An 11,875-nucleotide genomic window follows, 5' to 3' on the forward strand; every position below is an offset into this window, starting at 1 on the left:
CCCGACCACGGTCAACAACGTGGAATCGATTGCGGTTGCGCCCACCATCATGCGGCGCGGTGAAAGGCCCTTCCCCATTACGGGAAGGGCCTTTTTCGTGTCGGCCGCATACTGATACAAAACATTGAAATCGCGAAACAAACCACACCAAACCGCGAAAAAATATGGGCACCCGAACCGTCGCCCCGGATGCCTCTCCTAGAATGGAATCGTGACCGCTCAAGCGCTCACCAAGGGACCGCAAGAGTGCAGTCCAGGTCGCAGAATCGACCTTTCAATCCAAGAAGGAGATAAAAGATGGCTTTTTCTGTCAAGACGAACTCGGGCGCGATGGCGGCCCTCCAGTCGCTCAACGCAACCAACGCTTCGCTCGAAACCACCCAGAACCGCATCAACACCGGTCTGGCCGTCAGCTCGACCAAGGATGACTCGGCCAAGTACACCGTCGCGCAGACCCTGCGTGGCGACCTGGGCGGTCTCGACGCCGTGACGTCCTCGCTCAACACCGCCAAGAGCACCGTTGACGTGGCCATTTCGGGCGTCGAGCAGATCTCGGACCTCGTGAACGACATGAAGTCCAAGGCCTATGAAGCAGCCGGCGTTGCCGACACCGACACCGCGAGCCTCGAAGCGCTCCAGAAGGACTACGACGGCCTCAAGTCGCAGATCGACTCGATCGTCAGCTCGTCGGACTTCAACGGCGTGAACCTGCTGTCGACCGGCGGCGGTTCGGTCAGCTCGCTGATGACGCTCGACACCGGCAACAAGCTCGATGTCGCCAACATCGACCTCGAAGCCGATGCCACGATCTCGGCCATGGACGGTGCAACCGACCTGGCTGACACGGCCACCGCTGCCACCACCGTCGACACGCTCGACACGCTGGGTGACACCCTCAACGGTTACCTCAGCGACCTCGGTGCCAGCTCGCGTCAGATCGAAGGCCAGCTGGACTTCACCAGCAGCCTGAGCGACGTCATCACGACCGGTATCGGCAATCTCGTCGACGCCGACCTCGCGAAGGAATCGGCCAACCTGCAGGCTCTCCAGGTGCAGCAGCAGCTGGGTGTCCAGGCTCTGTCGATCGCGAACCAGTCGCCGCAGACGATCCTGTCGCTGTTCCAGTAAGTCCGTGACGGCCCTTCCGCCTTTCGGGGTCCGGAAGGCCGTTCTTTCGGAAAGGGCCGGAATGGGTGACCATTCCGGCCCTTCTTTTTTCGCGTGCCGATCCTTCCCGAACGCGTCGCGACAGCTCCCCACACCCTCATCCCTTTTCCTCGGCCTCCGGCGGCTCCGCGGGCGCGCCAAATCCGGAAAGATTCAGATGGCTTTTATCAACAACCTACGCCTTCCCTGGAAGCTATGGGCCGCATTTTCCTTCATCGGCCTGATCCTGGGTGTCGTCGCCTACGACGACTATTCCAGCACCGGCCAGCTCGGTTCGATCGTCGAGCGCCAGCACACCAAGGGCTTCGAGGGCATGTCCGCCCTCACCGAGACCATCTCCAGCATCAAGCAGATGCGGATCCAGGTCTACAGCTACACGACCTCGCTCGATTCCGAAGAGCGCGAAATGGTCGATGGCCTCAACAAGAAGAACGACGCGACACTGGACGCCGCTCTGAGCGCGTTCAAGCAGCTCGGCCTGGAAGAACTCGACCCGCAGTACGACGCTCTCGTCTCGCAGATCAAGATCACCCAGGAGCACAATTCGCAGGCAATGGCGCTGGTTGACCAGGGACGTGCGAGCGAAGCTCTCAACCTCATCAAGGATCAGGGACGCATCGACTCGCGCGCCGCGATCGCCGAGGCCAACAAGCTGATCGACGCCCTGCGCGAACAGTCGACGCACTCCTCGGAAGAAGCGCAGGCCAAGGCCGCCAGCTCGAAGCTGGTCGCCCTGTTCCTCGCCATCTTCGGTATCGGCATGAACGTTGCCGTCTGGCTCTTCCTCAACCAGAACGTCGCGCGCCCGCTGGGCCAGATCGTGCAGACCACGACTGCGCTCGCCGAAGGCAAGCACGTCGACGTGCCGTTCCGTGACCGCGAGGACGAAGTCGGCGAGATCGCCGGTGCGCTCGAGCACTTCCGCTCCGCCGCCGAGGAGCGCTCGGCCAAGGATGCTGCCGTTGCCGCCGAGCAGCAGACGGTGACCAATGCGCTGCGTTCCAGCCTCCAGGCGATCAAGGAAGGCGATCTCACCCGCACCATCGAGACCGATTTCCCGCCCGCCTACACCGAACTCAAGACCAACTACAACGGCGCCCTCGCCTCGCTGCGCGAACTCATCGGCGCAGTGACCGAAAGCGCCCAGGCCATCCGCACCGGCTCGCACGAGATCGCCCAGGCCTCCGAAGACCTGGCGCGTCGCACCGAGAGCAACGCGGCCAGCCTCGAGGAGACCTCGGCCGCCATCACCCAGATGGACGAGCGTCTCCACGCCACCGCCGAAGCGGCCGGACGCACCGTGCAGCGGGCCGACGGCGCGATGTCGGTGGTCAACTCGGGCCGTTCGATCGCGGACGACGCCGTCTCGGCCATGGGCCGCGTCAGCGAAAGCGCCAAGGGCATCGACTCGGTCATCGAAGGTCTCGACAAGATCGCCTTCCAGACCCGCGTCCTGGCCATGAACGCGGCCGTGGAAGCGGGCCGTGCGGGTGATGCGGGCCGTGGCTTCGCGGTCGTCGCCGACCTCGTCTCCGCGCTCGCCATGCGCTCGGAAGAAGAAGCCAAGCGCGCCCGCGAACAGCTCACCGCCACGCAGGCCGACATCGGCACCGCGGTGGAAGCGGTCCAGCGCGTCGACGGCGCCCTCCAGAACATTTCGGGCGACGTCAGCGAAGTGCACACGCTGCTGAGCGAAATTGCCAGCGACAACCAGGCCCAGTCCTCGACCATCTCGCAGATCAGCTCCGCGATCGGCACGATGGACCAGGCCACGCAGCAGAACGCCGCCATGGTCGAAGAGACCTCGGCCGCTGCGCGCAACCTGAACTCGGAAGTGAGTGGCCTGTCCGAACGCGCTGCGACCTTCCGCATCGGGACCGGTTCGCTGGCCTCGCACACCCCGCGCGTTGCAGCGCCCCGTCCGGCCGTGGCCGCGAGGCCGGCTCCGGCCCGCGCTCCGGCGGCACCCTCCGCCCCTGCCCCGATGGCCGCGCCCCAGCCCGGCTTCGCGGCGAGCGACGACGACTGGGTGGACTTCTGACGAGGTGACCCGGCGGCGCGGAAGGGTGGTCCCTGCCCTTCCGCGCCAATCGGCCCGGCCTCGGTCGGGCCGCACCCCATCCGAATTGCCCATTCTCACATCTTCGAAAGGCCCCCGCCATGACCCTTCACAGCAGTTTCCTGAAAAACCAGAACCTCTCCACCAAGGTCACGCTGATGCCGGTCATTGCGCTGGCCTGCCTGACCCTCATTCTCCTCATCGCGACCCGCGTTGCACTTGGCACCGCCGCGCGCGAACAGGGCGCCGACCAGCTCGACGTCAACATGCGCGTCGCCTGGTCCGTCCTCAAGCAGAACGGACAGCCCTTCCGGGTCGAGGACGGCAAGATCTACGCCGGCAAGACACTCCTCAACGACAACAACGCCGTGGTCGACGAGATCAAATCGCTGGTGGGCGGCACAGCCACGATCTTCCAGGGCGACATGCGCGTCGCCTCCAATGTCCAGAAGCCCGAAGGTGGCCGCGCGGTTGGTACCAAGCTCGCCCCCGGCGCCTCCTACGAAGCGGTTCTCAAGAACGGCAAGCCCTTTCGCGGCGAGACCGAAATCCTGGGAACCCCCTATTTCGCGGCCTACGATCCGATCCGGGACGATCAGGGCAACGTCATCGGCGTCCTCTACATCGGCGTCCCCTCCGACATCTTCTACGCCGGCATCACCTCGCTCACCTGGAAGCTCATCCTGGGTGCTCTGCTCGTCTCCGCCATCGCCGGGGGCCTGTGCATGAACATCGCCAAGCGCCTGTTTCGTCCGCTCGAGGACGCGACCCGTGCGATGGAAGAGCTTACCCGCGGCAACAACACAATCACCATCGAGGGCACCGAGCGCCCCGACGAGATCGGCGGCATCGCCCGCGCGCTCGTGGTCTTCCGCGACACCGCCATCGCCAAGGAGCGTGCCGACCAGGAGCAGCGCGAGGTCATGGCCGTGCTCACCGATCGGCTCGACCAGCTCGCCAAGGGTGACCTGACGGCCGAGATAACCACCGAATTCCCGAACTCGTTCGCCCGCGTTCGCGGCAACTACAACGAGACGCTGGCGATCCTGCGTCGCCTGATCGGCGCGGCCATCACCAGCTCGCAGGCCATTCGCGGCAGTTCGCACGAGATCGCCCAGGCCTCCGAGGACCTTGCGCGCCGCACCGAGAACAACGCGGCCAGCCTCGAGCAGACTTCCGCCACGCTGGTCGAGATCGACAAGCGCCTGCGCAACGGTTCCTCGGCCGCGCGCGCCACCGTGGAGCGCGCCAACGAAGCCATCGTCGCGGTCGGCGGCGGGCGCGACACCGCGCGCGACGCGGTCGAGGTCATGCGCGAAGTCGCGCGTAGCGCCACCGACATCGACAGCGTGATCGAGGGCCTCGACAAGATCGCCTTCCAGACCCGCGTCCTCGCCATGAACGCCGCCGTCGAGGCAGGCCGTGCGGGTGAGGCAGGGCGCGGCTTCGCAGTCGTCGCCGATCTCGTCTCCGCGCTCGCCATGCGCTCGGAAGAGGAAGCGCGCACCGCGCGCGAGCAGCTCACCGTGACGCAGTCGGGCATCCTCTCGGCGGTCGATGCGGTCGAACGGGTCGACGGCGCCTTCGAGACGATCACCCAGGGTGTCCAGCAAGTCCACGACCTGCTCGATTCCGTGACCCAGGACAACACCGCCTCCTCGGTCGCCGTCTCGCAGATCACCTCGGCGATCGGCGCGATGAACGAGGCCACCCAGCAGAACGCCGCGATGGTCGAGGAATCTTCGGCCGCCGCACGCGCCCTGACCGACGAAGTTTCGCGCCTGAGCGACGAGACACGCCAGTTCCGGGTCGCCTGAGCGCGCCCCGATCCCCCGAAAACGAAATCAACAACAGCGGGTACCTTCCACCATGACACGACGTTTCAAAGCCTTGCGGCCAATTCCGGCCCTCCTGATCGGTTGCGCCCTGCAAGCGCTGCCCACCCCCGTCGCGGCGCAACCCAGCGAGCAGGTCTCGCCGCCCTACCCGCCGCTGGCGGATGGTGACGGCCACGTGATCAACCGCTACGCCACCGCGCGCTGGGCCGAAAACTGGACCTCGCTTGCCGATCCCGAACGCTGCGACGATCCGCTCGACCGCCTCAAGCATGTCGCGCTCGCGCCCGAGGTCTACCTCAGCTTCTCGGGCGAAATCCGCGCGCGCACCAACTACACCGCGAATCCCGGCCTCGTCGAAGGCGAGCACCAGCGCCAGGACATCCTGCGCGTCGTCGCCGGGGCCGACCTGCACGTGACCGAACACTTGCGCTTCTTCGGGGAAATCGCCCACGCCTCCACCACCGGCCACAACATCGGTACGCCCGCGACGAACCTCGCCAACGACCTCGTCCTCCAGCAGGCCTTCGTCGAGGCGACCGGCGAAATCGCCGGCGTCGACACCGGCATCCGCTATGGCCGTCAGGAGTTCTTCGACGGATCGAGCCTGCTCGTCAGCCAGCGCGACAACAACGCGATCCCCTACACGCTCAACGGCGTGCGCGCCTGGGCCCGCTTCAGCCGCGCGCGCATCGATGCCTTCGACCTCAAGCCGACCCTCTACGGCAGCGAGGCGCTGGGCGACGACACGACCGACCACGCCACTCGTTTCAGCGGCGTGACGCTGGGTCTTGCCTTGCCCAAGACCGCGCTCGGCGGTTCGGAACTCTACGTCGATCCGTTCTTCTGGCGCCTGCGCCAGCGCGCGCTGACCTGGCTCGATTCGAGCGGGCGCGAGGAACGTCTCTTCGCTGGTGCCCATGTCTGGGGTAAGGCCGGCAAGGCGCAGATCGACTGGACCGCGGACTACCAGTGGGGCCGCTACGGCAACCGCGATATCCGCGCCTGGCAGGTCTTCCTCAACCAGACCGTCCCGACCGGTCTCGGCTCGCTCGTGCCCAACGCGGGCTTCGTCTTCAACTACGCTTCGGGCGGCGGCGGCAACAGCAACGATCTGGCCCCATCCGCGCCGATGCGCAACGCGATTGCTCCCTTCGGAGCCAATACGCCTTTCGCGCACCACCTTTTCCTCTCGGCCACCAACATCATCGCGCTGGCCCCCAAGGTCGAGGTCCGTCCCGCCAAGAACCTGCGCATCCTGGGCGAATACGAGTTCGTGTGGCGCGACAGCGTCGAGGACGCGATCTACCGCACCGGCAGCCGCGCACTCGCCCGGACCGCGGACAACACCGCGCGCAAGACCGGCGAGCTTCCGCGCATCCAGCTGCAATGGTCGATCGCCCCGCGCATTCAGTTCGTCACGCGCTACGAACATGTCTTCGCGGGCCAGGGCCTGAAACAGGCCGGCTACGGGGACAGCGATTTCGTCGCGAGCTGGATCAGCCTGCTCTTCTGAGCCGGCGGCAACGGACCTGAAAGCGACGGCCGGGCCCATTATCGACGACCCACCCTGTGCACCCTTCGTTCAATCGCACGGGCCTTCTCGGGCCAAGCCGATTGAACTTATGCGCTTCCCACCAGGGGGCGATCGAGCGGGAGTGTGGAAGTGGAAATGGGCCCGGCCAAACGCCAGATGAAGCCGGAGGAGCACGACGCCTCCTCCCCCGACAGCGAGACGATCCTGAGACAGATGCATCTGGGGATGCAGCTTTTCCGGGCAAACAGTCTGTCGCTCACGCACCTGCAGTTCGCGCTGCGCCACGGCGACCGCCGCTCGGTCCTCGAATCGGTGGATCGCCTTCACGAACTGGACTGCCGGATCGGCCGCCTCCTCGGCGAGCTGCCCGAACCGGGCGGCGACGATCCCGAATTTGCCGAGATAAGCCGCCAGATCGAGCAGCAGCGGGTAGCGGTCTCGTTCGAAAAGCTGGCTCTCGTCAGCCAGGTGCGAGGCCCCGACATGGTCACCCTTTCGCATCCAGTGGATGGCGCGCCCCCTGACGATCCGGCCCCGGCGCCCGCGTCCGATCACGCCCCCCTCCCCGCGACCGGCCGGCGCCTCCCCGTGTTCGGCGTCCTCGTCCTGGGGCTCGTGACCCTCCTCCTGCTTCTGGGGCCCCTCTATTTCGCGCTTGCCAGCTGACCCGGTGCCGCCATTGCAAGATGTGCCTTCTTTTCGAAAAATTCTAAAAGTCGGATCGATTTTATACCTCTGACCTGAAGAGTTCATCGGCGCTAGAACGGCTTCATCAGGAGCGGCCCACAAGCCCCCCGCTCCGCAAGGAGAATTGCGATGATCGAACTTCGTCCCTTCGAAAGCCTGGGCGGTGCCAACCACGGCTGGCTCGATGCCAAGCACCACTTCTCGTTCGCCGGCTACCACGATCCCGCCCGCGTCCATTGGGGCAACCTTCGCGTCTGGAACGACGATACCATCGCCCCCCAGACCGGTTTCCCGCCGCACCCGCACCGCGACATGGAAATCATCACGTATGTCCGCGAAGGCGCGATCACCCACGAGGACAGCCTGGGCAACAAGGGCCGCACCGAGGCGGGCGACGTGCAGGTCATGAGCGCGGGCACCGGCATCCGCCATTCCGAGTACAACCTCGAGGACGTGACCACGCGCATCTTCCAGATCTGGATCATCCCAACCCGCGAGGGCGGCGCGCCGAGCTGGGGTGCACGCCCCTTCCCCAAGGACGACCGCGCGGGCCAGTTCGTGACGCTTGCCTCGGGCTACGAGGGGGATGGCGATGCACTGCCCATCCGCACCGACGCGCGCGTCGTGGCGGCCACACTCAAGGCCGGCGAAAGCTCCGAATACGCCATCGGTGCCGACCGCAAGGGCTACCTTGTCCCCGCCACGGGCGCGATCACGCTCACCGACACGGACGGAAAGGAACTGCGCGTCAACGCCCGCGACGGCGCCGCGATCAGCGCACTTGCCACGATCCGCGTCACCGCGCTGGAAGACAGCGAGATCGTCCTCGTCGACGCGGCCTGAACCGCCAAGGGGCGGGCCGGTCTGCACCGGCCCGCCCCTATATTCGTCAACGCTCCAGCCTCGTTCAGCCGGCCGATATTCGAACCGGCGCGAGCCGCGGGCTGAGCAGATGCACGACCAGCAGTGCGATCAGGTAGGCACTCGCGCAAATCGCAAAGAGCACCTCGTAGCTATGCGTCGCATCGAGAATGTAGCCGGCGAACAGCGCCATGCCCATTCCGCCCAGCGCCCCCACCGTGCCGCCGATGCCCACCACCGAGCCGACCGCGCCGCGCGGGAACACGTCGGAGGGCAGCGTGTAAAGATTGGCCGAGAAAGCCTGGTGCGCCGCCGTCGCAAGACCGATGACCAGCACCGCCCCCCACACGCTCTCGATCGACTGCGCGAACCAGATCGGCAGAACGCACAGCGCGCATATCAGCATCGTGGTCTTGCGCGCGAAGTTGGGCGTGCGCCCCGCCTTGATCAGTCGGGAGGACAGCCAGCCCCCCGCAATCGAGCCAATGTCGGAGATGAGGTAGATCGCCGCAAGCGGCAGGCCGAAGCTTTTCAGATCAAGATCGTAGCGCTCGAACAGATAGCCCGGCAGCCAGAACAGGAAGAACCACCAGATCGGGTCGATCAGGAATTTGCCGAGGGCATAGGCCCAGGTCTCGCGCACGACGAGCAGGCGCCCCCATCCGATCTTCTCGACCGGATCGGCCGGATCCTGCTGGATCCAGGCCAGTTCCTCGGCGCTGACACGGCCATGCTCGGAAGGATGGCGATAGATCGCCCACCACGCCGCAAGCCAGGCGACGCCGAAGATGCCGGTCACGAAGAAGGCCATGCGCCAGTCGAACCAGAGCACCAGCAGCGGCACGATCAGCGGCGTCAGGATCGCGCCGACATTGGCGCCTGCGTTGAACAGGCCGATCGCGAGCGCGCGCTCCTTCTGCGGGAACCAGTCGGTCACCGCACGGATGCCCGCCGGAAAATTGCCCGATTCGCCGATACCAAGGCCAAAGCGCGCCACTGCGAAGGACACCACTCCGCCGGCAAACCCGTGCGCGACGTGGCTGATCGTCCAGATCACGATGGCGATGGCGTAACCGAGCCGGGCGCCGAGCGCGTCGACGACCTTGCCGAACGAGAGATAGCCCAGCGCATAGGCGAGCTGGAACCAGAAGATGATCCCTGCGAAATCGCTCTCGCTCCAATGAAACTCGGCCTCGAGCGTGGGCTTGAGCACCCCGATCATCTGGCGATCGACGTAGTTGACCGCCGTAGCTGCAAACAGCAGTCCCACGATCAGCCAGCGATAGCGCCCCACCGGGGCGCGAAGCGGCGCGCCCTGGGCCTGCGCCGTCACGTTCCGGGAACCTGCATCCATCATTCCGTCTCCCTTCACGGCGGCCCTTTGGCCTGCCGTCAAATCATCGCGTTCAAATTCCCTTCGCGGCGGCGATACGGCAGCGGATTTCCCCCTGCCCTGCGAATTGGGCGCGGACCGTATCCCCCACCGTGACCGGATGAACACCCGTCACCGCGCCTGTCGAAACCCAGGTTCCCGAAGGGCAGTCGATCCCGCGTGCCTTGAGGTTCTCCAGCAGGAAGCGCACCGCCCCAAGCGGTCCGTCGAGCATGTTCGCCGTGGTGTTCACGCCCACCGTATCTCCCCCGATCTCGAGCCGCACCTCGATCTCGTCGAAATCGATATTCGGCCATCCTTCAAGAGCCGGCCCGATCAGGAGGCCATGGTTGTTGCCGAAATCGGAGGCGGTGACCGGCGGCCCATCTTCGTTGATGCCGGGATAAGGCGAACTCGCGATCTCGATGCCGATGTGGACGGCATCGAGCAAGGCGGAAACTTCGGCGTTGCTCGCCGGCAGGACACCGTTCCAACCCGCCGCCACATGGAGGAGGAACTCGGCCTCGGCGGCTGCGAACCCTTGCGCGAAGACCGGCATCGCCGGCTCTTCGCCAAGTCCGACAGGCTGCACCGTATCGGCGAAGATCGGACCGGCCAGGCGGTTGGTGCCCAGGCGCGCGTCGTCGGGAGGATTGATCTTGCCGACCTTCCATCCCGCCACCTCGCGCCCATCGAGCGCCATCGCGATATCCTGGATCGCATATGCCGCGCCCATGTCGACGGGCGCTTCGCCGGGGTAGGCCGCCAGCCCCGTGGCCCCGCGCCTCGCCTCGACGAACGCCTGCGCCACATGCCGTGCCTCGTGTTCAACCATGATCCTCATACCCAAGAATGTGTCCTGCCTTTTGGCTATAGGAAACCGGTGTCATACGCAATCGCATTTGCATCCCAAGTGTCTGAACAGTCCACCCAAAGCCCGCGTGCACGGAGCAAAAATACTAAATTTCAGCATCTTGCTCGGCACCTTCAGGCGGATGAATTCGGATACGTAAAGCCGCCTTGCACCGCGCAAAGGTCCGCCAACCATCGCAGTTATCGGTAACCGGTGTCAGCTTGCCTTTGCGCCCGAGCTGGTGCAAGGCTTGAAGGTAATACGATTGCAATCGAGCAAGGGGCGCATGCCGAAGGACCAGAAACCCACGATCAACGACGTGGCGCGCATCGCCGGGGTCTCGAAGAAGACCGTCAGCCGGGTGATCAACAAGTCCGCCCTGCTCAACGCGGCGACCCGCGAGAAAATCGAAGCCGTCATTGCCGATCTGGGCTACGTGCCCAATCCGCAGGCGCGCGCCCTCGCGCTACGCCGCAATTTCCTGATCGGCCTCATCCACGACAATCCCAACGCGCAGATGGTGCTCGGCGTTCAGGAAGGTATCCTCGAGACGATCCGCGACACCGAGTTCGCGCTCGTCGTGCGCCCCGTCGACCGCCATTCGCCCGCGCTGCTCGACGATATCCGCCACTTCATCGAACGCCAGCGGCTCTTCGGGGTCATGCTGCTCCCGCCGATTTCCGAGAACGACGAACTTGCCGACATGTGCCGCCAGCTCGGCTGCACCGTCGTGCGCATGGGTTCGGCCGCGCTCGACAAGAGCGAGCATCTCGTCGCCTCGAACGACCGCCAGGCGGTCGCCGACGCGGTCTTCTGGCTTTCCGAGATCGGTCATCGCCGGATCGGCTTCATCGCCGGGCCCGATGGCTTTCGTTCCGCGCGCGAACGCGAGATCGGCTTTGCCGACGGGATGGCCCGCGCCGGGCTCACATGCGATCCCGCGATCATGGCGCGCGGTACCTACCGCTTCGAATCGGGCCAGGCCGCCGCCGATCAGCTTCTCGCCGCCGATCCACCGCCAACTGCAATATTCGCCAGCAACGACGAGATGGCCGCCGGCTTCCTCCACAAGGCGCTCGGGGCCGGAATCCGGGTGCCCGAGCAGCTCTCGATCATCGGCTTCGACAACACCGCCACCGCCGCGCACATCTGGCCCCCGCTGACCACCGTGCAATGGCCGATCAAGGCCATGGCGCGTGCCGCAGCCAGCAAGCTGATCCTCCCCGGTGACGCCGCCACGCAGCCCTCGATCTTCCTCTCCGACCTCGTCCGTCGCGATTCCGCCGCCCCTCCCCCGCAGGCTGAAGGCAATCATTGACACCGGTTACCAAAGCACCTTAGAACACTCCCCGAAGAACAAGACGGGAGAGTAAGACGTGTTCTGCAAGACCTACCACGCGACGCATCCGGACATGATGGAGTGCGTGTCGAACGAGGAGCTTCGCGACCGTTACCTGGTGGGAGGCATGTTCGAGGCGGGCAAGGTTTGCCTGAACTACTCGCA

The 11,875-nt window shown here is 65.5% G+C and carries 9 protein-coding genes and 1 pseudogene; 8 read left to right on the forward strand and 2 right to left on the reverse strand.

Translation table 11 applies throughout. The features are described from left to right. Positions 1 to 297 precede the first annotated feature (297 nt). The 6 genes from HT136_RS25490 to HT136_RS25515 all read left to right on the forward strand — a co-directional run bounded on the left by HT136_RS25490 (position 298) and on the right by HT136_RS25515 (position 8,128). Positions 298 to 1,128, forward strand: coding sequence for a flagellin (locus tag HT136_RS25490; protein WP_214202582.1), 831 nt, complete (start codon positions 298 to 300; stop codon positions 1,126 to 1,128). Positions 1,129 to 1,324: 196 nt separating this feature from the next. Beyond that, entirely contained in the window at positions 1,325 to 3,208 is a 1,884-nt protein-coding gene (locus HT136_RS25495; RefSeq protein WP_214202583.1) for a methyl-accepting chemotaxis protein, read from the forward strand. Between the two features lie 119 nt (positions 3,209 to 3,327). Beyond that, complete coding sequence (locus tag HT136_RS25500) at positions 3,328 to 5,043, forward strand: methyl-accepting chemotaxis protein (RefSeq protein WP_246544461.1); 1,716 nt, start codon at positions 3,328 to 3,330, stop codon at positions 5,041 to 5,043. Between the two features lie 52 nt (positions 5,044 to 5,095). Then, the gene (locus HT136_RS25505; protein ID WP_214202584.1) at positions 5,096 to 6,577 is read left to right on the forward strand and encodes an alginate export family protein; all 1,482 of its coding nucleotides are present in this window, start codon (positions 5,096 to 5,098) and stop codon (positions 6,575 to 6,577) included. A gap of 144 nt (positions 6,578 to 6,721) precedes the next feature. Then, the gene (locus HT136_RS25510; RefSeq protein WP_214202585.1) at positions 6,722 to 7,264 is read left to right on the forward strand and encodes a hypothetical protein; all 543 of its coding nucleotides are present in this window, start codon (positions 6,722 to 6,724) and stop codon (positions 7,262 to 7,264) included. A gap of 150 nt (positions 7,265 to 7,414) precedes the next feature. Further along, entirely contained in the window at positions 7,415 to 8,128 is a 714-nt protein-coding gene (locus HT136_RS25515) for a pirin family protein (protein WP_214202586.1), read from the forward strand. 64 nt (positions 8,129 to 8,192) lie between these two features. On the opposite strand, the gene HT136_RS25520 is transcribed toward HT136_RS25515, so the two are convergent. Continuing rightward, complete coding sequence (locus tag HT136_RS25520; protein ID WP_214202590.1) at positions 8,193 to 9,500, reverse strand: MFS transporter; 1,308 nt, start codon at positions 9,498 to 9,500, stop codon at positions 8,193 to 8,195. Positions 9,501 to 9,552: 52 nt separating this feature from the next. Further along, positions 9,553 to 10,362 carry a 2-keto-4-pentenoate hydratase gene (locus tag HT136_RS25525; RefSeq protein WP_214202587.1) on the reverse strand — a complete coding sequence of 270 codons (810 nt, stop codon included), beginning with the start codon at positions 10,360 to 10,362 and terminating at the stop codon, positions 9,553 to 9,555. A gap of 295 nt (positions 10,363 to 10,657) precedes the next feature. Here HT136_RS25525 and HT136_RS25530 point away from each other — a divergent pair, with 295 nt between their 5' ends. After that, positions 10,658 to 11,689 carry a LacI family DNA-binding transcriptional regulator gene (locus HT136_RS25530; protein WP_214202588.1) on the forward strand — a complete coding sequence of 344 codons (1,032 nt, stop codon included), beginning with the start codon at positions 10,658 to 10,660 and terminating at the stop codon, positions 11,687 to 11,689. 58 nt (positions 11,690 to 11,747) lie between these two features. After that, positions 11,748 to 11,875 (forward strand): annotated as a pseudogene (locus tag HT136_RS26450) (5-dehydro-4-deoxy-D-glucuronate isomerase); the annotation flags it as partial.

This window comes from Novosphingobium profundi (assembly GCF_018491765.1).
Lineage (GTDB): Bacteria > Pseudomonadota > Alphaproteobacteria > Sphingomonadales > Sphingomonadaceae > Novosphingobium > Novosphingobium profundi.

Coding starts and splice junctions, on each gene's coding strand:
- HT136_RS25520 (WP_214202590.1), bottom strand. CDS start 9,500: ATGGATGCAGGTTCCCGGAACGTGACGGCGCAGGCCCAGGGCGCGCCG.
- HT136_RS25530 (WP_214202588.1), top strand. CDS start 10,658: ATGCCGAAGGACCAGAAACCCACGATCAACGACGTGGCGCGCATCGCC.
- HT136_RS25495 (WP_214202583.1), top strand. CDS start 1,325: ATGGCTTTTATCAACAACCTACGCCTTCCCTGGAAGCTATGGGCCGCA.
- HT136_RS25500 (WP_246544461.1), top strand. CDS start 3,328: ATGACCCTTCACAGCAGTTTCCTGAAAAACCAGAACCTCTCCACCAAG.
- HT136_RS25525 (WP_214202587.1), bottom strand. CDS start 10,362: ATGAGGATCATGGTTGAACACGAGGCACGGCATGTGGCGCAGGCGTTC.
- HT136_RS25515 (WP_214202586.1), top strand. CDS start 7,415: ATGATCGAACTTCGTCCCTTCGAAAGCCTGGGCGGTGCCAACCACGGC.
- HT136_RS25490 (WP_214202582.1), top strand. CDS start 298: ATGGCTTTTTCTGTCAAGACGAACTCGGGCGCGATGGCGGCCCTCCAG.
- HT136_RS25505 (WP_214202584.1), top strand. CDS start 5,096: ATGACACGACGTTTCAAAGCCTTGCGGCCAATTCCGGCCCTCCTGATC.